At 72.0% G+C, this 23,121-nt stretch carries 23 protein-coding genes and 1 pseudogene; 16 read left to right on the top strand and 8 right to left on the bottom strand.

The window, feature by feature from the left end:
* Positions 1-33 precede the first annotated feature (33 nt).
* From ACZ6ZI_RS39060 to ACZ6ZI_RS39035, 6 genes are read left to right on the top strand one after another with little or no spacing between them, the layout of a single operon-like run.
* Positions 34-264, top strand: coding sequence for a hypothetical protein (locus tag ACZ6ZI_RS39060; RefSeq protein WP_469529600.1), 231 nt, complete (start codon positions 34-36; stop codon positions 262-264).
* Positions 261-1,640 (top strand): phosphotransferase, encoded by a 1,380-nt coding sequence (locus ACZ6ZI_RS39055; RefSeq protein WP_469529598.1) that lies wholly within the window; start codon positions 261-263, stop codon positions 1,638-1,640. Before ACZ6ZI_RS39060 ends, ACZ6ZI_RS39055 begins: the two co-directional genes overlap by 4 nt.
* 38 nt (positions 1,641-1,678) lie before the next feature.
* Complete coding sequence (locus tag ACZ6ZI_RS39050) at positions 1,679-2,155, top strand: GNAT family N-acetyltransferase (RefSeq protein ID WP_469529595.1); 477 nt, start codon at positions 1,679-1,681, stop codon at positions 2,153-2,155.
* Positions 2,156-2,165: 10 nt separating this feature from the next.
* Positions 2,166-2,327, top strand: a complete 162-nt coding sequence (locus ACZ6ZI_RS39045) for a hypothetical protein (protein WP_469529593.1) — start codon at positions 2,166-2,168, stop codon at positions 2,325-2,327.
* Positions 2,328-2,357: 30 nt separating this feature from the next.
* On the top strand, positions 2,358-4,730 hold the full coding sequence (gene fxlM / locus ACZ6ZI_RS39040) for a methyltransferase, FxLD system (protein WP_469529591.1): 2,373 nt from the start codon (positions 2,358-2,360) through the stop codon (positions 4,728-4,730).
* Positions 4,727-5,305 (top strand): AAA family ATPase, encoded by a 579-nt coding sequence (locus ACZ6ZI_RS39035; RefSeq protein ID WP_469529589.1) that lies wholly within the window; start codon positions 4,727-4,729, stop codon positions 5,303-5,305. Before fxlM ends, ACZ6ZI_RS39035 begins: the two co-directional genes overlap by 4 nt.
* A 339-nt stretch (positions 5,306-5,644) precedes the next feature.
* Here ACZ6ZI_RS39035 and ACZ6ZI_RS39030 read toward each other — a convergent pair whose 3' ends face one another.
* Positions 5,645-6,274, bottom strand: a complete 630-nt coding sequence (locus tag ACZ6ZI_RS39030) for a winged helix-turn-helix transcriptional regulator (RefSeq protein WP_469529586.1) — start codon at positions 6,272-6,274, stop codon at positions 5,645-5,647.
* Between the two features lie 81 nt (positions 6,275-6,355).
* Between ACZ6ZI_RS39030 and ACZ6ZI_RS39025 the strand changes: the two genes are divergently transcribed.
* Genes ACZ6ZI_RS39025 through ACZ6ZI_RS39015 form a run of 3 tightly spaced genes read left to right on the top strand, consistent with a single transcriptional unit; the run spans position 6,356 to position 9,048 of the window.
* Positions 6,356-7,108, top strand: coding sequence for an MBL fold metallo-hydrolase (locus tag ACZ6ZI_RS39025; RefSeq protein WP_469529585.1), 753 nt, complete (start codon positions 6,356-6,358; stop codon positions 7,106-7,108).
* A gap of 23 nt (positions 7,109-7,131) precedes the next feature.
* Positions 7,132-7,776 carry an NAD(P)-dependent oxidoreductase gene (locus ACZ6ZI_RS39020; RefSeq protein WP_469529583.1) on the top strand — a complete coding sequence of 215 codons (645 nt, stop codon included), beginning with the start codon at positions 7,132-7,134 and terminating at the stop codon, positions 7,774-7,776.
* 3 nt (positions 7,777-7,779) lie between these two features.
* On the top strand, positions 7,780-9,048 hold the full coding sequence (locus ACZ6ZI_RS39015) for a multidrug effflux MFS transporter (protein WP_469529580.1): 1,269 nt from the start codon (positions 7,780-7,782) through the stop codon (positions 9,046-9,048).
* A gap of 290 nt (positions 9,049-9,338) precedes the next feature.
* Here the strand turns inward: ACZ6ZI_RS39015 and ACZ6ZI_RS39010 are convergent, their stop codons facing one another.
* Together ACZ6ZI_RS39010 and ACZ6ZI_RS39005 are read right to left on the bottom strand one after the other, a co-directional pair.
* Entirely contained in the window at positions 9,339-10,238 is a 900-nt protein-coding gene (locus ACZ6ZI_RS39010) for a PQQ-binding-like beta-propeller repeat protein (protein WP_469529577.1), read from the bottom strand.
* Positions 10,239-11,047: 809 nt separating this feature from the next.
* Complete coding sequence (locus ACZ6ZI_RS39005; RefSeq protein WP_469529574.1) at positions 11,048-12,748, bottom strand: PP2C family protein-serine/threonine phosphatase; 1,701 nt, start codon at positions 12,746-12,748, stop codon at positions 11,048-11,050.
* Positions 12,749-12,989: 241 nt separating this feature from the next.
* On the opposite strand from ACZ6ZI_RS39005, the gene ACZ6ZI_RS39000 reads away from it, so the two are divergent.
* The 7 genes and pseudogenes from ACZ6ZI_RS39000 (at position 12,990) to ACZ6ZI_RS38970 (ending at position 18,025) form a co-directional block, all read left to right on the top strand.
* Complete coding sequence (locus ACZ6ZI_RS39000) at positions 12,990-13,193, top strand: hypothetical protein (RefSeq protein ID WP_469529572.1); 204 nt, start codon at positions 12,990-12,992, stop codon at positions 13,191-13,193.
* A 411-nt stretch (positions 13,194-13,604) separates the two neighbouring features.
* A pseudogene (locus ACZ6ZI_RS38995) lies at positions 13,605-13,700 on the top strand (hypothetical protein); the annotation flags it as partial.
* A gap of 343 nt (positions 13,701-14,043) precedes the next feature.
* Positions 14,044-14,247 carry a hypothetical protein gene (locus ACZ6ZI_RS38990; protein ID WP_469529649.1) on the top strand — a complete coding sequence of 68 codons (204 nt, stop codon included), beginning with the start codon at positions 14,044-14,046 and terminating at the stop codon, positions 14,245-14,247.
* On the top strand, positions 14,244-15,266 hold the full coding sequence (locus tag ACZ6ZI_RS38985) for a DNA topoisomerase IB (protein ID WP_469529646.1): 1,023 nt from the start codon (positions 14,244-14,246) through the stop codon (positions 15,264-15,266). Before ACZ6ZI_RS38990 ends, ACZ6ZI_RS38985 begins: the two co-directional genes overlap by 4 nt.
* Before the next feature lie 507 nt (positions 15,267-15,773).
* On the top strand, positions 15,774-16,823 hold the full coding sequence (locus ACZ6ZI_RS38980) for an NAD-dependent epimerase/dehydratase family protein (protein WP_469529570.1): 1,050 nt from the start codon (positions 15,774-15,776) through the stop codon (positions 16,821-16,823).
* Positions 16,824-17,055: 232 nt separating this feature from the next.
* On the top strand, positions 17,056-17,679 hold the full coding sequence (locus tag ACZ6ZI_RS38975) for a flavodoxin family protein (protein ID WP_469529568.1): 624 nt from the start codon (positions 17,056-17,058) through the stop codon (positions 17,677-17,679).
* Positions 17,680-17,821: 142 nt separating this feature from the next.
* Complete coding sequence (locus tag ACZ6ZI_RS38970; RefSeq protein WP_469529567.1) at positions 17,822-18,025, top strand: hypothetical protein; 204 nt, start codon at positions 17,822-17,824, stop codon at positions 18,023-18,025.
* Positions 18,026-18,179: 154 nt separating this feature from the next.
* Here the strand turns inward: ACZ6ZI_RS38970 and ACZ6ZI_RS38965 are convergent, their stop codons facing one another.
* The 5 genes from ACZ6ZI_RS38965 to ACZ6ZI_RS38945 form a co-directional block, all read right to left on the bottom strand.
* Positions 18,180-18,881: an HAD family hydrolase gene (locus ACZ6ZI_RS38965; protein ID WP_469529565.1), complete on the bottom strand. Its 702-nt coding sequence runs from the start codon at positions 18,879-18,881 to the stop codon at positions 18,180-18,182.
* A gap of 25 nt (positions 18,882-18,906) precedes the next feature.
* Positions 18,907-19,230, bottom strand: a complete 324-nt coding sequence (locus tag ACZ6ZI_RS38960; protein WP_469529564.1) for a plasmid stabilization protein — start codon at positions 19,228-19,230, stop codon at positions 18,907-18,909.
* A gap of 41 nt (positions 19,231-19,271) precedes the next feature.
* Positions 19,272-20,237 carry an LLM class F420-dependent oxidoreductase gene (locus ACZ6ZI_RS38955; RefSeq protein ID WP_469529561.1) on the bottom strand — a complete coding sequence of 322 codons (966 nt, stop codon included), beginning with the start codon at positions 20,235-20,237 and terminating at the stop codon, positions 19,272-19,274.
* Between the two features lie 690 nt (positions 20,238-20,927).
* Positions 20,928-21,275, bottom strand: a complete 348-nt coding sequence (locus ACZ6ZI_RS38950; RefSeq protein WP_469529559.1) for a hypothetical protein — start codon at positions 21,273-21,275, stop codon at positions 20,928-20,930.
* A 676-nt stretch (positions 21,276-21,951) separates the two neighbouring features.
* Positions 21,952-22,341, bottom strand: coding sequence for an STAS domain-containing protein (locus ACZ6ZI_RS38945; protein WP_469529558.1), 390 nt, complete (start codon positions 22,339-22,341; stop codon positions 21,952-21,954).
* Positions 22,342-23,121 lie beyond the last annotated feature (780 nt).

Here is a 23,121-nt window from a genome sequence, read left to right as displayed (position 1 = left end):
CCGTCGCCGTCCCCCCTGCCCAAGGAGTCGAACGTGCTCAATCCTCTCGTACCCCCCGCCCATGCCGGAGTCGCCCTTGAGGAGCGGACAGTCGCCGCGCGGGCGGAGCCCCCATGGGGCGCGGGCACCGCCACCGTGCACGCCCGCGTCGCGATCATGGGGGACGGCAGCCTGTGGACCCACCAGGCCGAGTGGACCGTCGTGCTCCAGGGCCCGATCCAGTCCCGCCTCGGAGCAGATCGCCGCCCCAGGACAGCCCGGTGAGCGGCGGGGCCCGGCACACGGTGCCGGTCGACGTGCACCTCATCCTGCGCCGCGACGGTGAGGGCGGACCGGAGGTGCTGTTGTCCCGCCGGGCCGGACCGGTGTACGCGTCGGGGCTGTGGCATCTGCCGTCCGGGCACCTCGACCCCGACGAGGACATGGTCGAGGCCGTCATCCGGGAAGCCCTGGAGGAAACGGGCGTACGCATCCAGGCGGAGGACGTGACCGCGGCGGTCACCGTCCACCACAGCCCGCCGGTGGGCTCCCGGTCCCGTATGGGCGTCTTCTTCGAGGTCCGCCGCTGGTCGGGCCGGCCTCGGATCATGGAGCCGGACCGGTGCGACGGCATGGACTGGTACCCGCTGGACGCCCTCCCCGCGCCAATGGTGGCGTACTGCCGGGCCGGTCTGGACGCCTACCGCGCGGGGCTGCCCGCCGCCGTGCACTTCCAACAGCCGGGCGACGCCGTCGAGCACCGGCCGGACGGCCCCGACCGCACCCGCCTGCTGACCGGGCCGCCCGTCGGCGGAGTGGAAGTGCCGTACGGGCTGAGGGTGTTCGCCGAGCAGGCCGTCGGCAGGATCGTGGAGGCGACGGAGGTGTCCTGGGTGCGCACCGGCAGCCGGGTATGGCGGCTGACCGGGCCCGGCGGCGGCACCTGGTACCTCAAGCGGCACCACGGGGCGAAGTTCCATGACCGGGAGGTCGCCGCGTACCGGTCCTGGGCGCCGGCCCTCGGGGCGCGCGCTCCCCGTCTCGTCGCCGCCGACACCGGAGCGCGGGCCGTCGTCGTCACCGCGCTGCCCGGGCAGCCGCTGCACGGCATGGCCCTCGGCGCCGGCGACGAGGCGCACGTCCAGCAGGCCCTGGGCCGTCTCGTGGGCGTCCTTCACCGCAGCGCACCCGAGCGGCCCGCCGCAGCCGCCACGGGCGCGGACAAGGTCGAACGTCATCTGGACGGAGCCCGCCCGTACCTGGACGCCGGGGACGAGGAACTGGTCCTCGCCCTCGTCGGCGCTTACAGGGACCTCCCGAAGCCCATGCTCGTACCCACGCACGGGGACCTGCAGTACCGCAACGTCCTGCTGGACGGCGACGGTGAACCGCTGCTGTTCGACTTCGAGCGGTCCGAGTACAACACCGCGACCCGGGACATGGTGCGGCTGAGCGACACCTGGACCGGCCGCCCGGACCTGCGCGCCGCGTTCCTCGACGGCTACGGCAGATCACTCACCCCGACCGAGGAGCTGCGCCTGGACTGCGAGGCCGCCTTCGACGCCGTGTCCGGCATCGCCTACGGCACCAGCCACGACGACCCCGAGGTCACCGAGCGCGGCCACCGCACCCTGCGCCGGCTTCGTGCCCGACTTCCCTAGTCCGTCTGCGACTTCTACTCGTTCGAGGAAGGACCCCCGTGCCCGAACCCCGCCTCGCCACCCCTGCCGATGCCGCCGAGATCGCCCGCCTGCGGTCGGAGAACATCCTGAGCGAACCCCTCGACGCCGCCTGGCTCACCACGTGCGCCGACCAGCTCGCCTTACGCCTCCAGGACGGCGGTGACGCCCGCGCGTACGTGATCGACTCCCCCGACGGCGGGCTCGCCACCTGCGCCCTCGGACTGGTCCACGCCGTCCTGCCCGCCCCCAAGTACCCCAAGGGGCTGGCCGTGCGGATCCACGCGGTCGCCACCGACCCCGGACACCGGCGCCGCGGCTACGCCAAGGCCGCACTCGCGGCCCTCCTCGACCACCTGGAGCACGACGGGGTCACCCTGTACGAGCTGTACGCCGCCGACGGTTCCGCCCCGCTGTACGAGTCGCTCGGCTTCGCGGCCGACCCGGCACTCATGCGGATGACGCGCTTCCCCGCCGCCGGAGGGGACGCGTCGTGAGCGAGAGGCCGTGCCGGCCGCCCGCAAGGCCGGGATACCGGCGTACTTCGACACCTGGGACTGGGAGGTCCAGATGAGCATCGTCCCGATGTACGACCCGCCGGTCGCCGCGATCCCGGTCGCGGAGAACAGCGAGCCCCTGGCCTCCCAGCACCCCTCCGACCTCTCCTGAACCACCCGACGAACAGGGAGCCCACACCACATGAGCACCTCGCACACCGCACAGGACTGGCACCTCCACTACGCGGCCGGCCGCGACTTCCGCCCCCTGAGCGACACCGAGAAGTCCGTCCTCACCGAGCACCTGGTCCTGCCGGAGGACGGGCGGGAGGCCCGGGCCCTGGACGTGGCCTGCGGGACCGGTGAGCTCGCCCGGTTCCTCGCCGCAGCCGGGTACCAGGTCGACGCCGTGGACTGGGCCCAGTCCGCCATCGACAAGACCTGCGCGGCCTCGGCCGGGGTCAGCTGCCACCACCTCGACCTGACCGGCGGGGACCTCTCCTCCCTCGCCCCGGCCGACACCGGCGGCTATCGGCTGATCACCATGCGCCGGGCCTTGGCCCACCTGCCGGACCGCACCCGCACGGTCGCCGAACTCGCCGCCCTCCTCGACGAGGACGGCATCCTGTGCGTGATCACCCCGCACGCCGACCGCCACCCCGAGGAACTGCGCGGGATCTGCCTGGACGACTCCGAGATCGACCTCCTCGCCGACGGCTGGCAGCACACCGAGCGCTTCGAGGCCGGCGACCTCACCGTCCTGCTGCTGCGCGGGCCCAAGACCGACCCCGTCGCCTACGGCGAGAAGCGGACACCGAAACCGTCCGCGACGGTCGGCGTCGCCGTCGTGGTCACCAACGACCGCGGGCAGGTCCTCCTCGGCTGGAACCCCTCCCGCGCCGTGTGGGAACTCCCGGCCGGCAAGGTGGAGCCGGGCGAGGCCTTCGAGGCCACGGCAGTACGCGAACTCGCCGAGGAGGCGGGATTGCGGGCCCGGCCGGAGTCAGTGCTCCTGCTGGGCACGTTGTGTGACTCCCCGCACGGATTCACCCGGGTCACCGAGATCGCCCGCCTCACCGACCACACCGGCGAGCCGACCGTGCGGGAACCGGAGTTGATCACCCGGTGGGAGTGGCACTCCCCCTTCGCCGTGCGGAACCTGCCCCAGCCACTGTTCACGGCGTCCGCCCAGGCCTTGAACGTGGTGTGGCCGGGTCTGCTGCCCGACGTCCCGCCCGCGCACCACACGCCCAGGCCCACCGGAGGCGTGCAGCCGACGTTCGGCGAACCGGTCGCAGCGCTCCGGCTCCGCGAGCAGCTCGTCCGAGACCTCACCGAAGCCGGCTGGACCGACACCCCGGAGCTGCGGCGGGCGTTCGCGACGGTGCCCCGGCACGCGTTCCTCCCCGAGCAGCCGCTCGCGCGGGCGTACGCCAACGAGGCGGTGGCCACCGTGTTCGACGAGGACAGCGGGCGGTCGATGAGCTCGGTGTCCCAGCCCGAGATGCAGGCGGTCATGCTGCGCCGCGCCTCCCTCCGGACGGGAGCGAACGTGCTCGAGATCGGGGGCGGCGGGTACAACGCCTGCCTGATCGCCGAACTGGTGGGCCCTCAGGGGTCGGTGGTGTGCATGGAGATCGACTCGTACGTGCATGAGCGTACGGAACGGTTCCTGGCCGAGACCGGGTACGCGGGCCGGGTCCGGGCCGTCCTGGGCGACGGCACCGGCGGAGCGCCCGGAGACCTGCTTCCGGCGGGCGGCTTCGACGCCGTCATCGTGACGGTCGCCTCGAACGACGTTGCGCGGCACTGGACGAACCAGCTCGCGCAGGGCGGGCACCTGGTCATGCCCCTGCGGATCGGCGGGTTCACCCGGGCCGTCGGCCTGCGCCACGAGGACCCGGCGCTGGTGTCCACGGAGATCAGCCCGTGCGGGTTCGTCCCCATGCGGGGTGCCGGCCGGTGGGACGAGACCCCTGACCCGATCGGGGACACGGGCTACGGCATCCGCTGGGAGGACACCCCGCCCGCCACGCTCGACGGCCTGGACCGCGCCCTGGCCGGGGGCGGCGTGGAGCTGTGGACCGGGGTGACGGTGCGCGGCGGGGAGACGCTGGAGGACCTGCAGCTGTGGCTGGCCACCTCCCTGGCCGGGTTCTGCCGGATGGAGGGGGCTCCGGAGCGGCCGGGGCCGGTGCGGCTGCCGAAGCGGTCGGGGGCCGAAGCGGTCGTCCTCGGTAGCTCGCTGGCCTGTCTGATGACGGAGCGGCGTAAGCACGACGAGGCCGGCGACACCTCCACGTGGGAGTTCGGAGTCCAGGGCTTCGGGCCGGACGGCAAGGCCGCCGCGGACACCCTGGCCGCCGCCGTCCACACCTGGGACCGCGACCTGCGGGGCCGGGCCAGGCCCATGCTGACGGTGCTGCCCGCGGGGACCCCCGACTCCATGCTCCCGGCCGGGGACGTCGTGGAGAAGAACGACTGTCGCATCGTGGTCTCCTGGCCCGGCCGTGACGAGGCTCCCGGCTCCGCCGTTGGACGGAGCACAGCCACAGAGAGGTCCGACGAGCAGTGATCACCTGGATCAACGGGGCCTTCGGCAGTGGCAAGAGCACCCTGGCGGCCGGCCTGCGTCAGGCACTGCCCGGTTCGGTGGTGGCCGACCCGGAGGAGGTCGGCGACCTGCTGCGCCGCACGCTGACCGGGCACCCCGGAAAGCTCCGCGACTACCAGGATTACCCGGCCTGGCGGCGCCTGACCACGGCCTACATCAGCGAGATCGCCGCGCACACCAGCGGTCACGTCCTCGTGCCCATGTCCGTGCTCGATCCCGCCTACGCCGCGGAAGTGTTCACGCCCTTGCGCCGCGCGCCCGGGCTCGTCCATCTCGTCCTTCACGTCGAACCGGACGAGCTGAGAGCCCGGATCGACACGAGCGAGGAATTCCCGGGAGACGAGACCCGAAGCGAGGCCGTACGTGCGTACCGGCGGCGGAGCGCGGTGGACTACGCCGCTGCCGCCACTGCGTGGATGCACGCCGACGGCCACGTCATCGACACCAGCGCCCTGCCGGCGCACGCGGTCCTCCAGGCCGCCCTCAGCCGTATCCCGCCCGCCCACCCCGTAACCGCCGATGGAGGCGGAACCTGATGACGAGCAGCACCACCCGCACCACCGTCCGGCGGGGACCCGGCCCAGCCCCATGGCCCTGGAACAGACCGGCTGCTTTGCCGACGCCTTCCGCGCCCGCTGCGCGGAGGCGGTCTCGACATCGTCGAGATCGTCTCCAAGGGCGACCGGCACCGCGGCCCGCTCTCGGCGATCGGCGCTCGGCGCTCGGCGGGAAAGGGGCCTTCACCATCCTCGACCCCACCGTGTGGCAGCCCGCGGCCGGCGCCGGGACCGTGATCGTCGAGCACCGTGCCGACGCCCCTGCCACCGGGGAGTTACTCACGCCCCTCCGGGCCTTTCGCGCGAGCGGCCGGTCGATCAGCGGGGCAGGATGCGGGCTACTGCCTCGCGTTCGCCGCTGAGCAGGAGACCTTGCTGTTCTGCGGCGCTCAGGTCGAGGTCGCCGAGCAGGGTGGCGGCCAGCAGGTGCGGCGGTCCGGTCAGGGTCGCGGTGGGGTCGTCGACCCGGCCTGCGTGTGTGTGCACCGAGCCGTCCTTGACTTCGATGACCAGGTCCTCGTTGCCGTCGGCGTGCAGTTGCAGGGCGATGGCCGGCTGGTCGGGGCGGTGGTCGGTCAGTGCCCGGGCGGGCATGTCCAGCCAGTGGGTGCGGAAGGTGTCGCCGCCGCCCGGCTCACGCAACAGCGGCAGGCCCCACCGGCTCAGCTCCCGCAGCACCGGCTCCAGCTCGCGGCCACGCTCGGTGAGGGAGAACAGGGTGGTGGCCACCGGTGGCGGGGCGGCCTCGCGGTGGATCAGGCCGGCTTCCTCGAGGTCGCGGAGGCGGTCGACCAGCAGGTTGCTGGCGATCCCGGGCAGCCCGTTGCGCAGGTCGGTGTGCCGGCACGGCCCCAGGGCGAACAGTTCACGGATGATCAGCAGGGTCCATCGGTCGCCGATGGTGTCCAGTGCCTTCGCGATGCCGCAGTACTGCCCGTAGGTGCGCATGCCACCACCTTACACCGGGGTGTTGAGATCCAAAACTTGCTTGTTGACTTTCTCAACAAGGTCGGTCTAGCGTCGCTGCCCATGACCTCCGCCCTTTCCGTGCGTCGGTTGGCCTGGGCCGGCGTCGAGATCCGTCTCGGCGACACCCGCCTGCTGATCGATCCGCTCGAAAACGTTGCTCCGCTGGCGCCGGTGATGGGGCCGCCACACCGGCCGGTCGACCCGGTCGACACCCCGCCCGGCACTCACGCCCTCATCACCCACCTGCACCCCGACCACTACGACCACGACCTGATAGCCCGGATCGCGGCCACCGGCACCATCGGCTGCCACACCCCGAGCGCGGCGGCCCTGCGCGAGGGGGGCATCACCCCCGTTGCCCAGGACCTGGGCCGGTCACGCCGCGTCGGAGAACTGACCGTCACCCCGGTGACCTCGCTGGACTGGCGCGGCAACGACTGTGACCAGGTCGCCTGGGTCGTCGAAGGCGCCGGCCGGCGGATCATCCACTGCGGCGACACCCAGTGGCACGGCAGCTGGTGGCAGATCGCCCGCGACCACGGCCCGTTCGATGTCGCCTTCGTCCCGGTCAACGGCGTCATCGCCCACTTCGAGGGCTACGCGGCCAACGTCCCGGCGACCATGACCCCCGAGCAGGGCGTCGAGGCCGCCGTCGCACTCGGCGCCGGCACCGTCTGCGCCATGCACTACGGCCTGTTCCACAACCCGCCGTTCTACACCGAACAACCCGACATCGAGCAGCGCTTCCAGCACGCCGCCGACGAGCGCGGCATCACCGCGGCCATCGTCGCCGACGGTCAGCCCGTCCTTTGACCATCACAAGCAAGGAGCAACACATGAAGATCGTCCTGTTCGGTGCCGGCGGCAATATCGGCCGGCCCGCCACCGAGGAACTACTGCGTCGCGGCCATACCGTCACCGCGGTCACCCGAGCCGGCCAGGTCGGCGGACTCACGCACAAGGCCCTGACCGTGACCCCCGGTGACGTCACGGACGCCGCGGCGGTCGCCGGCCTCGCCGCCTCCCACGACGCCGTGCTGTCGGCCGTCGGCCCCCGGATCGGCCAGGAGGACGACCGCGCCACGATCGTCGGTGCCGCCCGTGCGCTGATCGACGGACTCCGCCGAGCCGGCGTCACGCGCCTGGTCACCATCGGGGGTGCCGGCAGCCTGCGCACGCCGAACGGCGCCCGGGTCATGGACGACCCGGACTTCCCCGCGCTGTGGAAGGCCAACGCCGAGGCCCAGTCCGAGGCGCTCGACCTCTACCGCGGCGTGCACGACCTCGACTGGACGTACGTGTCGCCCGCAGCGATCATCGCAGCGGGTGAGCGGACCGGGGCCTACCGCAGCGCCGGGGACACCCTGCTCACCGACGACGACGGCAACAGCCGCATCTCGTACGCCGACTACGCAATCGCCCTGGCCGACACAATCGAGAGCGGCACCGCGATCCGCCGCCGCATCACCGTGGCGTACTGAGCCATGAGCAACGACGCCGCCGGCCGGCACCCCCGATTCATCGTCCTGCTCGCAGCGCTCGTGGCCCTGGGACCATTGTCCATCGACGGCTACCTGCCCGGACTGCCCGACCTCGCCGGCGACCTGCGCGCCGGCGCCGCGGCCACCCAGCTCACCATCACCGCCTGCCTGGCCGGGCTGGCCATCGGGCAGCTGATCGCCGGGCCGCTGAGCGACACCTACGGCCGGCGGCGTCCGTTGCTGGCGGGCCTCGCCCTCTACACGATCGCCGGCGCGCTCTGCGCGGTGGCGCCCGACGTCCGGACCCTCGTCGGGCTACGCCTGGTCCAGGGCATCGGCGGGGCGTTCGGCATCGTCATCGCGAACGCCATGGTCCGCGATCGCACCTCCGGAATCCTCACCGCACGCCTCTTCTCCGCGCTGACCTTGATCACCGGCCTGGCGCCGGTGTTCGCGCCGGTCCTCGGCGGCCAGCTACTGCGCGTCACGTCCTGGCGGGGCATCTTCGTCGGCCTGGCCGCACTCGGCGCCGTGATGCTGGCGGCCTGCGCCGCGGGACTGCCGGAGACCCGGTCCTCCGCGTCGTCACGTCGGCCGCTGCCGGCTGTCTTCGGGCAGCTGCTCAGCGACCGGGTCTTCACCGGGTATGTCCTGGCCAACGGCCTGGCATTCGCGGCGATGTTCGCCTACATCTCCGGCTCGCCGTTCGTCCTGCAGGAAATCCACGGCCTGTCACCGCAGCAGTACGGCGCCGTGTTCGCCGTCAACGCCGCCGGACTCATCGCGGCCGCCCGGATCAGCGGCCGGCTGGTGGCCAGGGCCGGCGCCCGCGTCCTGCTGCTCGCCGGTCTGCTGGGCGCGACAGCCGGTGGCGCCACGGTCCTGAGCGCGGTGCTGACACGGGCACCCCTGCCCGTGCTGCTGATCGGCCTGTTCGTCCTGGTCACCAGCGTGGGCTTGGTCATGCCGAACGCCGCGGCCCAGGCCCTGGCCGACCACGGCGCACACGCCGGGTCGGCAGCCGCTCTGCTCGGTTTCAGCCAGTTCGTGTTCGGCGCGGCACTCGCTCCGCTGGCCGGCGCGGGCGGCGCCACCGACGCCCTGCCGATGGGAATCATCGTCGCCGTGCTGCCGGCGCTCGCTCTGCTCGCACTCGGCGTCCTCACCCGGCCGATGCCTGGTGAGCGCACTCGCGGGCAGGCTCGCCGAGGACCTGCCGGGGACCGGCTACCTCCCCGGCACATCGATCGCGCACGAGCCGACATCCGGTGAATCAGGCCGGCGTCAGGCGAACAGGGTGATTCCGCGATCAGCGTGACAGACGTAAGACGACGGTCGGGTGCGGCGACCCGTGGAATGCGTCCCCGCCCGTCTCGTCTGGGGCACCGGCTCGCATCCCCGCAGCCGCCCGCCTGCGTGGAGAGCCGTCAGGAAGCACCTGGACCGGATTCACCGACATCCGGCCCAAGGCCGGCAACGTCAGCGGTATCCGCACCTCGGCAGCGACACCCTCGTCCTGGCCGTGTTCCCGCTTTCTGGCCGGAACACGACCTGCTGGTGTGTCAGCCTGTCGTGCGGCGTACGACAGGAGAGGCCGCGGGAGCGTCCGGGTCGGTGAACACGCCGATGTAACCGTTGACGAGGCGGGGTGCGGATTCCAGGGATTCGGGCCTGTCGGCACCGGTCCGGGCATCAAGGAGCACCGTCTTGTCGTCGACCTTCGCGTAGACGACTCCGTGCCACACGGCCGAGACGTCGATGCTTCGGCGGGTTTGCGTGGGAAGGGACCAGAGTTGCCGACCGCTCTTGGCGTCCAGGCCGACGGTGACCGCGTGGCCGTCGCACACGACGGAGGTGGTGACCGGGTCGTCCAGGCAGCGGTCCGGTACGCGCTGCATGCCGTGCTCGGTCACTCGACTGCCGGTCGCCAGGTTCAACAAGGGAAAGTCCTCCCTACCCGAACCGATTGCCTTGGTCTGGACGGCGACGAAGTGCCGGCCGGCCGGGCCCGCGTACAACATGCCCTCGGTGTGCACTCCGCTCCACGCGGGCTGCCCGTCTGCCGCCCGGACCCCGTAGAGCCTGGAGTCGGGCGTCACTCCCTCGCTGAGGGCGACGTTGCCGTCCCCGACCGCGACGGCTGCGACGCGGGCCTTGGACCACGACAGGGATTTGGTGACGAGGTCGACGGCGGCGACGAAGCTGTTGTCCCCCGGTCCGGGTCCGTAGCTGATCACGGCCGTGGTGCCGGAAACGCCGACGATGGCGAGGGTCGGGGCCACGCCGTCCCTGGTCCCGAACGTCACGGCCTCATGCGTGACCCTGAAGCTCCATGCCGCCTCCAGGGTGTTCGCATCGACGGCCAGGACCTCCAGTTCGTGGTGACCGCGTTCCGTGCCTTTGCCATCGACGGCGACGGGGAACACGGTGAGGACGACGGTGCGGTCGGCGACCTTCGTCACCGTGGGCGGTGACGGGACCGTTTTCACTGCCCACGCACCGCTTGGACCGATGCGAGCCGTACGCCGGTTCGCGGCGTCGAATCCCACGAGCCCCTCGCCGGAGCTCATCCACGTCGTCGTCCCTTCCAGAGTGAAGGGAAGTGGATCCTTTCGGTACCTCGTCCCCGACCACGGCAGGTCATGCCCCTCCGCAGCGAACTTCAGCGGCGGATCGAATCCTTGCGGCACGGAAGACTCAGCAGACACGGAAGGCACAGCAGACGCGGGCCTGCTCGCCTCGCCGCCACCGGGAGGACCGTCCTCCTGAACATTGCACCCTGACGCCGACGCCAAGGCCAACACCAGACCGCAGGCGCTGAGAGTCCATCCGACCTTGCGCGTACTCGAACGCATGACGCCCCCCGGAACCGGCCCGACAGAATGGGCAGCACCACGCAGCCCACCCACCTACCACGACATTGTCATGCCCAGGCAGTCCGTGTGTACCTCGTCGACGCAATCACACGCGATTCCCCCGGCCTCGATGACGATCGTGAAGTCGAACCAGGGAGCGCTACGACCACCACCACATGACCCACAAGGCCGCGCGCGACGATCTCGGCGCGCCGGACGATCGGGTGGCGGGGTGACGGGGTGGCGACCGACCATCAGGCGAAATCCGGCCGACCGGTTCTGAGAGGCCGTTGTCCTCCCGGTCACGGAGGACAACGGTGCGAGAATCGGTTGGCCGGACGGCTGCGCGGATCACCGGGGCCGTCGGAGGGTGTCGCGGCTCAGCCTGGAGGTCGGGGCCGTCGCGTCGGCGGGGCCTACGGCGCGGGGATGCGGAGCGCGAAGAGGACGGTGTCGTCCTGGGCCTCACGCGCGCCGACCGCATCGAGCAGGGAGCGCAGCAACGCGTCCAGCCTGACGCCCGGCGGGGTCGTGGCGAGGAGGCGGGCGAGCCGGTCGATGTCGTCCTCGATGTCCTCGCCGCGTTCCTCGACCAACCCATCGGTGTACAGCAGCAGCATGCTGCCGGGTGCCAGGGAACGGTCGGCGAAGGTACGGGGCACCGGTGGGAGGCCAGGATGCAGCAGAATATCGTGCTGCGTCAGGCTCTCCACGAAGCCGTCCGCCGTGACGAGCAGCGGTGGGGGATGTCCGGCGTTGCTCCACTTCAAATGCCAGTGGCCGTCGCCCGTGGGATGTACATGGGCGTGGACCACGGTCCCGCTGGCCGGAAGCTCGAGTCGGCGGCATGCCCCTTCGAGCGCGGTGAGGGCTTGCTCGGGGCCTTGACCGGGGTGGTCGTGGTCCGCCTGGCGGAGCATGCTGCGGACCTGACCCATGAGGGCGGCGGCCCGCATGTCGTGCCCGGTGATGTCGCCGACGGTCAGGGCCAGACCTTCGGTCGCCTCGCCGTTCCCGGCCACGGGCAGGGGGTAGGCGTCGTACCAGTCACCGCCCACCATGTCGTCCTCAGCGGCGGGCCGATACAACGCGGCCATTTCCAGGCCGGGAATCTCCGGAAGCTCCGTGAGCATGGCCCGTTGGAGCCGGCGGGCCGCGGTGACCCGCTCGTCGAGGTGCAGGGCGCGCTCGACCGCCTGGGCGGTGTAGCCGGCGAGCGTGGTCAGCACCGCCCGCTCCTCCACGCCGACGTCGTATGGGGTGTCCCAGCCCAGCACCAGGGCACCCACGACGTCGTGCGTTCCACGCAGAGGCAGGCAGACGGCGGTCGCGAGATCCAGGGCGGCGAAGGCCGGGGTGGCCAACGGCTCGCGCGAGGCATCAACCGCCGGCGGGGCGTCGACGACGACCATGCGGTTCTCCCGTACCGCCTTCGCGGCCGGCCATCGCGAGCCACGCTCGAACGACTCGGGAACATCGGGCCATTCACCGTCGAGGGGCCCGCGGACGTGGTGGAGGCCGTCCCGCCGCAGGAGGACCAGGTCGATGCAGGCGGGCTTGAGGTCCCCGCTGACCAGGTCCCCGACACGCTGTCGCACGTCGTCCAGACCGCTGGTGTCGGCGAGATCCTCGGCCGCCCGCAGGAGCAGCTCGGAACGGTTCAGCAGCTTCTGCGCACGATGCGCTTCCCCCTCGGCCGCGGACGCGGCCTCCTCGGCGGCTTCGCGGGCCAGACGACCTACGTGTGAGCGCGACCGCATCCGCATCTGCGCGCTGCAGGCCGCGGCCAGATCCGACAGATCCCGCACGTCCTCCTCGCTCCACACCCGCGGCGAGGGGTCCATGACGGCAAGGACCCCCAAGGGCTCCCCCGCACTCCCGATGAGGGGCACGCCGGCGAACGCGAACACCACCGCACCTTCCTCGGCGCCCTCGAGGAACTGCGGGCGCCCGCTCTCGGCAACCCCGCGGCAGCACTCCAGCACCTCCGCGGCCGGTGCCGCTTCAGGCGGCCAGCACTCGGGCAACGCCCCCGCGCTCTCACCCGCAGGCGCCAGCCACACGAGACCGAGCGGGGCCCCCAGAACACGGGTGGCGAGCCGGGCGAACCGATTCAAGCGTGCCCTCCAAAGAGCCTGCAGCGGAGCAGGGCGAAAGAACCGTGCCTCGACCTGCCTCGGGTACCCCGAATTTTATGCGGGAGAACGCCGTACAGCACTGACGACCTCGCAGGTGTCCCGGCGGCAGCAGAACATCAAGGCGGCTGAAGGCGCAGTCTTGCGTGGATCCCTGCACGGGGCCGGTGTCCGACGCGGCCACCCTTCATCTCCGGCCGATGCCCGCACCACCCTCGCGCCCATGAACGGCCTTCTGTACGAGGTGATCGCGAACGGTTGGACCGCCCCGTCCTCCATCGAGGCGCACGTCGCAGGCTTCGACCGGCTCGAACAGCAGGTTGCTCTCTTCCCTGCCGAAGCCGCCGCCGCGGCCACCGGCGTGCCCGCCGAGCAGATCCGTGCCGCGGCATGCTCAGGCGGCCGGGGTACGGCGTCCTGCAGATGAACGGCCGGCCCACCGCGCAGAACACCCGCGAGTGTGGCGCCGACGGCGACCTGCCGGGCTTCCGGAACCGGGCCAACCCCCGCCACGTCGAGGAGCTCGCCAATGTCTGGAACTTCCCCACGGACCGCGTCCCGCGCGACGGTCCGCCCACCCACCTCATGCGGATGATCCACCTTGCCGAAGAAGGCTCCCTGCGCATGCTCTGGGTCTCCGGCACCAACCCCCGCCGTCTTCCTCCCGGAACTGCGGCGCATCCGCGCCGGGCTCGGCCAGGAACGGCTGTTCCTCGTCGTACAGGACCTCTTCCCGACCGAGACGACGGAGTTCGCCGACGTGGTGCTCCCCGCCGCGGGCTGGGCGAGAAATCCGGCACCTTCACCAACGCCGACCGCACCGTGCACCTCCCCGGACATGTGGATCGAGCTGTCCGAACCCGACGCGGCGGCCGCCCGCGTCGGCGAAGGCGATTTGGCCGAGGTGACCACCCGGCGCGGCACGGTCCGGGCCCGGGTGCGCGCCACCGGCATCCGCGAGGGCGTCGTCCTCCTGCCGTTCCACTACGGCCATGGGGACGCCCCCGACGGGATCGGCCGTCACCGGGCCGGCGCCTCCTTGCCCATCGGACTCCTGGGCCCGGCACCGGCCCTGCCGGGCGCGGCGTGGCTCGTGCGGGGATCCTGCTGTCGGGCCGCCCTGTCCCCGAGGCCCGGCATACGCTCGGGCCGGGTCCCTGCCCGGCAGGACGCGGCCGGGGCAGCGGGGAGCCTGGAGTCCGGCATGTCCGGCAGCCGCTTCGACCGCACCGCCGCCGACCGGGCGTGCGCCGCCACACGCGGGGTAGGCGCCCGGCATGGAACAGACCGAGAGATGGAGACCCGGCGAGATCGTGCCGGACAGCGGCATCTACGCCTGCGACTGCGGCCGGCAGCATCTGTGGAGCAAGAGCACGGACGTCCGCGGGCACCGTTTCCCTCCCCTGCCCTACGACTGCCCGGGCGAGGCATGGACCCTGCGCACGCAGGCCCACCCCGACACGGACCGACCGGCGCCGTGAGGCTGCGGACCAGCGATCCCCATGCGCCGGGATGGAGCCGCGTGCGCCACGGCCGCGGCTTCCGCTACCTGGACACCCACGGCCGCACCCTCTCGGCAGCGGACCGGGAGCGAACGCGTGCCCTGGTGATCCCGCCCGCCTGGCAGGACGTATGGGTCTGCCCGTGGCCCAACGGTCACATCCAGGCCGTGGGGACGGACGCCGCCGGGCGGCGCCAGTACCTCTACCACCCTCACTTCCGCGAGCGGCAGGATGCCGCCAAGCACGAGCACGTCCAGCGGGTGGCTCGCTCACTTCCCCGCCTGCGGGCGCGCGTGGAGCGAGATCTCGCCGGCCGCGGGTTGACCCGCGTACGCGTGCTGGCCTGCCTGACCCGCCTCCTCGACCTCGGCTTCCTGCGCGTCGGCGGTGAGCGCTACGCCCGGGACAACGGAAGCTTCGGTCTCACGACGTTGTTGCGGGAGCACGTCTCCTGCGGCGGCGGTGAAATCCGGCTGCACTTCCCCGCGAAGTCCGGCAAGGAGGTCGAGCGCTCGCTCGTCGACGAGCAGGCCCACGCCGTGATCCGGGCACTGCTCAGGCGCCGGGACGACGGAGAGAGGCTGTTCGCCTACTGGGAGCACAGGGCGTGGCACGAGGTCCGCGCCGAGGACCTCAACTCCTACCTGCGGGAGGGGTCGGGACAGGAGGTGACGGCCAAGGACTTCAGGACCTGGTACGCCACCGTGCTGGCAGCAGTCGCCCTCGCCGTGTCCGAGAGCACCGCGGACGCGTCCCAGGCGCGCCGCCGCAGGGTGGTGGCGCGCGCCGTGCACGAGGTCAGCGCATACCTGGGGAACACGCCCGCGGTGTGCCGGGCCTCCTACATCCATCCCCGCGTCATCGAGCTCTACGAGGAAGGCGAGACCATCGCCGCCGCCCTCGGCAAGCTGGGCGAGGACGCAACCTTCGGCGAACCGGCAACCCACGGCCGCGTCGAGCGCGCTGTCCTGCAGCTTCTGCGCTCGGGCACCGCATGACCGCACGGGCCGTCCGTTCAGGTCCGCCGCGGTCGCGCTCGCACTCACCCGGCCGACATCGCCGGCGGCGCTCTCACGTCGATGAGACGCCCGCGAGGGTGATCTCGTAGCTCGCGCGAGACCTCGGCCGACACGTCGCGTTCCATCATGCGCAGATCCGCCTCGGCGAGACCGGCGTCGCAGGCGCCCAAGCCGGCTCCGGCCGTGCCCGCCCCGGCTGCGGAGGAAGGTGCGGGCGAGCAGAGCGGCGACAGTGCCTGCCGCACCGGAAGCCGTGTTGCCAGGGCACTGCCCACCCTTCGCGGAACCGGCCCGGCTCGACGACGGGGTCCCCGACCGAGTACCGGCCCCCCGCTCTGCCACTGGCCTACCACCCCGCGTGGCGGGATCGACCTGCGCTGCCGGCGACCGTTCGGCCCTGGGGACCTCGCAAGGGGCAGACCGGTATGGCCGCCGCCGCTGGGGGAAGGCGCCCGAGGAAGGCGGCTTCGAGGAAGGACGGGTGTCATGAGAGTCGTGGTGACGGGAGCGACCGGAAACGCGGGCACCAGCGTGATCGGTGCTCTGGCGCTCGATCCGGCCATCTCCCGGATAACGGGTGCGGCCCGCCGCCTTCCCGGTCCGGGCGTGGGCTGCGGTGAGGACGTGCAATGGGCAGCGGCTGATGTCGATCCCGGTGGCAGTGATCTCGACGCCCTCCTGCGGGGCGCCGACGCCGTGGTGCACCTGGCGTGGAAGTTCCAGCCCACGCACGATCCGGTGGAGACCTGGCGGACGAACGTCCTGGGCTCGATCCGGGTCTTCGAGGCGTGCGCACGCAACGACGTGCGGGTGCTGGTGCACGCTTCGTCCGTCGGCGCCTACTCCCCCGGTCCCGAAGACGGCCGGCCCGTGGACGAGTCCTGGCCCACCCACGGCTGGCCCGGCGCTGCCTACACCCGCGAGAAGGCGTATCTGGAGCGCTACCTGGACATGTTCGAGCAGGCGAACCCGTCGATGAGGGTGGTGCGGATGCGGCCGGGGTTCCTGTTCAAGCGGGCGGCCGCCTCCGAGCAGCGGCGGATCTTCGCCGGCCAGCTGCTGCCGTGGTGGCTGGTACGGCCCGGGCTGCTGCCGGCGGTGCCCGGCATCCGCGGGCTGCGCTTTCAGGTTCTGCACACCGATGACGCCGCCGACGCCTACCGGGCCGCCGTGGTGCGACCCGTGCGGGGTCCGTTCAATCTGGTCGCCGATCCCATCCTCGACAGTGCGGCCATCGGCCGGCTTCTGCACGCCCGCACGGTGCCGCTGCCCGCCGTGGCGGCCCGGTCCGCGCTGTCCGCCGCCTGGCGGCTGCGGCTCGTACCGGCCGCCCCCGGATTGCTGGACGCGGTGCTGCGACTGCCGATGCTGGACGCCGGCCGGGCTCGCGAGGAACTGGGCTGGATTGCGCAGCGCACCGCCCTGGAGGCCTTCGAGGAGTTCCTGACGGGGCTGCGGCAGGGTGCCGGTGCGAACACCGCGCCGCTCGCCGGTGCGGGCATACGGCCCGCAGGTTCGAGGGACACATCAGGGTAGGGGCCGGCCACGTGGGGGTGGGCTGAGGAGGCGGGATGAAGGGGCCTCCCAGGGTCTGCCCGTCACGAGGCCCGGGGGCCCGGACGACCGGTTCGACGTCCTGCCCAGCATCTGGTAGGCCTTCGCCTACGCCGACGCCCCGCCCGGCGGCAGCGTAGCCGCGCTGTGCGTCGGGCGATCGGCGAGGACTGCCCTGGTGAATTGGATCGCCGACAACGGGTAGCCGCGGAACATGGAAGCCACCGCAAACACTCCGCTGCGTGCCGTCGCCCTCGTCTGCACCCTGTCGCCGTCGCCTGCCGCCTCCAGCTCCGAGCTCCTGGCACGTCAGGCACTGGACGCGCTGGCCGAGCACGGTGTGACCGGCAAGACCATCCGGATCGCCGACCACGACGTCAAGACCGGTGTGGCCGTCGACCTGGGCGACGGCGACGCCTGGCCCGACATCCGCGAGACGATCCTCGGCACCGACATCCTCCTCCTCGCCACCCCGATCTGGCTGGGGCATCCCTCCAGCGTTTGCCAGCGGGTTCTGGAGCGTCTCAACGCGGAGATCGGCGAGAGCGACGAGGAAGGCCGCATGCTCACTTACGGCAAGGTCGCCGCCGTTTGCGTCGTCGGGAACGAAGACGGCGCCCACCACGTCAGCGCCGAACTGTTCCAGGGGCTCAACGACTGCGGCTTCACCCTGCCCGCGAACGCCGTCACCTACTGGGTCGGCGAGGCCATGCAGAGCACCGACTACCAGGACCTCGACAAGACCCCCGAGAAGACCGCCGCCACCACCAAGACCCTCGCCGCCAACACCGCACACCTCGCTCGGCGCCTCAAGCGCAGCGTCTACCCGCCGTCCTGAGTGCGACGAAGCACCGGCCCGTGACGGGCGGACGGGCCCGGCCCCGCTCGCCTCCCAGGTTGCCGGAGCCGGCCCAGACCGGCACAGGGACCATGCGCTCGACCGCTGCCGCACCCTCCGACAATCAGAGCAGGAGCACACCATGGTCAAGAAACACGAGAACGGGACCTCGCGCACCACCCCGTCCCAGGCACCGGGCGAAAGCGGCGACGAAGAAGCACGCGAGCAGGCCGAAGCCGCGATCTTGCCCGGCACAGGGGACGCGGAAGCCGACGACGCGCTCACACCCAGCCCGAAGGCCCAGCCCCTGGCTCACAAGGAAAGCCGGAAGCCGGACGAATCCTGAGTCCGCGCGTGCCGTGGTGGCCGCGGGCCAGGCGACGTCGCCCGCGGTCACCGCGGCGCCCGGCGGGCAGCCGCGTGGCAGCCCGCCGGGCGGTAGCCGCTCGGCAGGGCGACCGGACCGCCCGGCAGCTCTCGCTACGTCAGGGCCGTACTCGTCATCGCGTACCTCGCTCTCCCGGGCGCCGGGCGCCGCTCCTCCCGAGCGCGAACGGGCTGTCGTCCAGGTGCGCCAGGAGATCCGCCGGGTCTCGGTACACGCTGTGGGCGCCGGCAGCCAAGAGATCGGCCCGGGGGATCCCTCCGCACAGGAGGCCTACGCAAGTCACACCGGCGCGGGTACCGGCCTCCATGTCCCAGACGGTATCGCCGACGAACACGGCGCCTTGTGCCGGGGCTACGACGAGGTCGAGAGCGTGGCACACCGGGTCCGGTGCGGGTTTGCCGTCCTCCACGTCGTCGGCGCTGGCGGTCGCGGTGATGGCGTCGTCGGCGTCCACGGCCTTGCGCAGGGCATCGAGTTCGGCTTGTCGTGCGGAGGTGACCAGCACCACGCGCCGGCCCGTCCGATCCACCGCGCGCAGCAGGGCGGCGGCGGAGTCCAGGGCGGGCAGGCGGTCGAAGTAGGTGCCGTAGAGGGTGTCGTGCGCGGCGGTCAGCGCGTCGTCCTCGTCGGCGTCGTGGTCGTCGCCCAGCAGGTGGGCGAGGAGGTCCGCGCCGGGCAGGCCGATGGCCCGGTGGATGGCGTGCATGGGGATGGCGTGGCCCGCCTGCCGCAAAGCCTCCCACCAGCACGTGACGTGGAGGTGGTTGGTGTCGGCGAGGGTGCCGTCCACGTCGAAGAGCGCTGCCCGGTTCATGTGCGCGCCTTTCCGCGGGCCGGATTCAGTGGCCGAGCTTGCGCTTGAGTTCGGCCTTGTCCATGGAGGAGCGGCCGTGCAGGTCACGGCGCTTGGCCTCGGCGTACAGCTGGTCGTAGGTGGGGCCCTGGCTGCCGCTGTGGGAGCGCTGTCCGCCGCGCTTGCCGGAGGACATGTCCTGGGTCGAGCTCTTGCTCGCCGTCTTGGACTCGCCCGCGCGGGCCCGCTCCTTGTTCACGGTCCGCGCCGCGATCTCCTTGGCCCGCTTCGTGCTCTCTCCGCGCTGCTCCGCGCTCTCCTTGATGTGCTCGTACTGGCGTTCTCGCTTGGGGCTGGATCCTCGGGGCATGACGGACTCCTCAACGGGTGGCGGTGTCGCGGGGCCGTTGGTCACAGCGCCGCGAGCGCGGGCAGCAGTTCGGTCTCGGACCAGGCGAGGAAGGGTTCCTGCTGGTCACCGCCGATCTGGATCAGGGCGATCTCGTCGAATCCGGCGTCGGTGTAGGCGCGAACGGCGTCGACGAAGGCATCGACGTCGTCGCCGCAGGGAATGGCGCGGGCGACGTCCTCAGGCCTGGTGTGTCGGGAAGCCTCGGCGAAGCCGGCGGGGCCGGGGAGTTCCGCGTTGACCCTCCAGCCGCCGAGCGCCCAGCGGAACTGGTGGTGGGCCCGGGCCAGCGCGGCGTCGTGGTCGGGGTCGTAGGCGACGGGGAGCTGACCAACGCGGGGTTTGCCGGAGCCGCCGTGGGCGTCGAACGCGGTCAGCAGATCCGCCTTCGGCTCGGTCGCGATCAGCAGGTCGCCGTGGGTGCCGGCGAGTTCGCAGGACCGCTCTCCGGAGGCGGCTATTCCGATCGGGGGCGGGGTGTCGGGGAGGTCCCACAGTCTGGCGTTCTCGACATCGAAGTGGGCTCCGTGGTGGCTGAGGTAGCCTCCCGCGAACAGCGCGCGGATGATCTCCACGGCTTCTTCGAGCAGATCCAGTCGGACGTGGGCGGCGGGCCAGCCCGCGCCGACGACGTGCTCGTTGAGGTTCTCCCCCGAGCCCAGCCCCAGTCGGAATCGTCCCTCGGACAGGAGCTGTACCGTTGCCGCCTTCTGGGCGACCACCGCGGGGTGGTAGCGGAAGGTCGGGCAGGTCACGAACGTCATGAGCGGGATCCGTGAGGTGGCCTGCGCGGCGGCGCCCAGCACGCTCCACGCGTAGGGGGCGTGGCCCTGGGATTCCAGCCAGGGGAAGGAGTGGTCCGAGATGACGGAGAAGTCGAATCCGGCCCGCTCCGCCCCCATCACGTGGGAGACCAGCTCGCGCGGCCCGGCCTGCTCGGTCATCATCGTGTACCCGATCCGTACCATGCGGTGCGCCTTACCGCTCTCGGCGCCTTGAAACGCCTCGGGCGATGCCGGCGTCGAGGTCGGGATCGAGGAGGGCCTACTCCACGCCGTCGGTCAGCGCGGGCGCGGCCACTCGGTGGGCGCCGAGGCGAGCTCGCTCACCGGGTGGGTGAGAACCGGTCCCAGGCCCGGTGCCGGGTGAGTGGTCGTTGAGTCCGACTTCGCTTCGTTCGTGATCGCTCGATCGTGGTACGTCCAGCCGTCCCCCGCCTGCCGGCGCCTCAACTGTCACGGGCCGGCGGCTCCGCAGCGGAACCGATGGCCTGTGGTGCCTGTGGAGGCGGATGCACGACGTGTCTGCCGCCCACGTCTGCGGACCGGTGGCAGGGTCGCACAGCACACGAGCTGGCTGAACCAGACGCAGCACGCCGGGTTGAAAAGCAGATCGGAAAGGGGACGGGGCCGCCCGCGAATTCGAGCCGGCCGGTCAGCTGCTGCCACACCCACCCTTGGCGGCTGTAGCACCCGCCCAAGAGGTGGGCGTGGCAGGGGCGGTGGCCTGCGCCCCCGACATGGCCCTGATGGTGGCGGGCCGGCTGCCGACGATGGCGCTGCAGCCGTCCGGCGGGGTGGAGCGCGACCCTTGCCCGGCGGGGACGGGGCGTGGTGGGCCGCCGTCTCCGCCGATCTCGACAGACGGTCCGATCCGGGTCAGCTGAACACGACCGACCGGAACTTCAGACGGTCCGAGCCGCGCCCCGTCAGCGGCCGCAGCGTGAAGTAGTCGCCCGTGCAGTCCGGTTCGGTGAACACCGTCGCCGACGAGGCGGTCCGGTTGCGCGGGGTGTCCGCCGACTCGCTGGCGCTCGGGTCGGCCGCCTCCGGGATAGTGATGCATTCCCGGCTGTCCGGGTCCAGGAGCTCGCCGAACCGGTGCTGGCCGTCCACGGCGACGTACCGGTAGGTGAATACGCCGATGGCGGCCGATGAGGACGTAGGGGTGGTCAGGACCAGGGTCAGGGCGCCGAGAGCGGCGACGGATGCATGACGCAGACGCATGGGGGGGGTTCCCTTCAGGCAGCAGTGTTCGGGAGCCACCTTCGCGACCGGCTGGGCCAGGGTCACGGTCCGCCGCTCGCTGAATCGTTCCCTCGTCGCCTGGGCGGCCTACATACCTGATCCATACAGGACAAAGGCGGGGCGAAGTGGGTGGTGACGTGTTGGCCTCGTCGCTCGTCCGGTGAGGCGACCTCCGTACACCACATCGGTCCCGGCGCTGGGCCGGCGCGGCATGCCGGCCCCCGTGGACGAACGGCACCTCGCCATCACCGCCGAACCGCACCAACAGCCGACCGCGATCAATCCCCCACCATCCGCGCCATCACCCCGGGCCGGCGCTCCGGACCACGCCGACCACCGCCGCCGACCAATGCCCCTCCGGGCCGTCCGCCGGCGGGACCACGCCCGTCGCCACCACCCACCGCCACGCCGCCACCGACACCCGCAACCGACCCGCCACCGCCACCTCGTCGTAGAGCTCAGGATGCCCTATCCGAAACGCACTCCAAACGCACATAGGCGCGGCCCGATCCTCGGACCGCGCCGGAACCATGACGGAATAAACCAGTGAGAGTTAATCATGGTGGTTCGTATGGGAGTTGAGCGAGCGCCGTATACGTCGCGGGCGCGTGGGCAGGGCCTGGCGTTCACTCGGGTGGGTGTACCGCGGCGATGTCTACCGGGCGGCGCAGAGGCTTGCGGCGGTGTCGGTGTCCGGGGCGGTGGTGAACAGGGGCAGGGTGCCGGTCGCCTCCAACAGGCGGGACAGCCGGCGGGGCAGGGGGCCGGTCAGGACCAGGCGCTCCCGGGCGCCGAGGAGGGAGTTGAGGAAGGAGGAGTCGGCGAAGACAACCCCGGTACAGTCCAGGAGTACCCATGCGTCGGTGACGGCGTCGAGGACCTCGTTGAAGACGTGGACGCTGTCCATGTCGAACTCACCGGACACACGGACCAGGACACTGCCGGCCGGCCCGGGCCGGCACTCGGCCTCCGCCTGCGGACAGGCCAGACGGAACGGGCGCAGCGGGGTGGGGGTACGGGTGTAGTACAGGGTGTGGTGCAGCATGCTCGTCGCCGCCCCATGTTCGAAGAGAGCCCTCCCCTTCCGGCGACAGCGGGAAGGGAGTACGCGGCCCCTACGGCGGTCACGTGATCGAGGAGGTCCGAACCGGGAGCGCCCCACCACGATCAGGGAGGACGCGACAGCGCGGGTCACACCAACGGCTACCTCCAACCTACCCCCGAAACGAAGACCCATCCGGAAAACAAGGCGGCTTTCGCCGGCCCGACAAGCGGCCCGGTCACCGGCACCTCGCCGTGGGGGAACGAAGACGCGACAGCGCGGATCACACCGACAGCCCTCTTCAACCCACCCCTGAAACGAACACCCGCATCCGACACCCCACGGCGCGAGAACACGGATCGACACCGAACCACACTCACCTCCACACGGGTGTGGGAGGGGTCTGGCAGGGCAGAAGCCCGGCAGACCCTCCCGAAGGGCCACACCGGACGTTCCCCTTCTCCTGTCGTCCTCTGTGACCGCGATGGGGCCGCTCTCGGCGGACAGCGGCCCCATCCCCACCCGATCCCGCACCCCCGAGGGCCGTGGCGTGGGGACGCCAGGGGCGCGCCTCGCACCACGCGTCCCCCGCCCCCCGGGGTGGGACCGCCTCCGGGCCAGGCGATCCCACCCCACCCGACGGGGGCGGCCCCCCCGCGGGGGGCGCGCCCCGCGGGGGGCCCCCCCCCCCCCCCGGGGGCGGGGGGGGGGGGGGGCCGGGGGGGGGGGGGGCGGGGGTGGTTGGCGCGGCGGTAGGCGGCGGGGCAGTGGGCGGGGGTTGGC

This window comes from Streptomyces sp. NPDC103540 (assembly GCF_055584445.1).
Note: the sequence above shows the minus strand (reverse complement) of the source record. Positions and strands in the feature narration are given on the sequence as shown.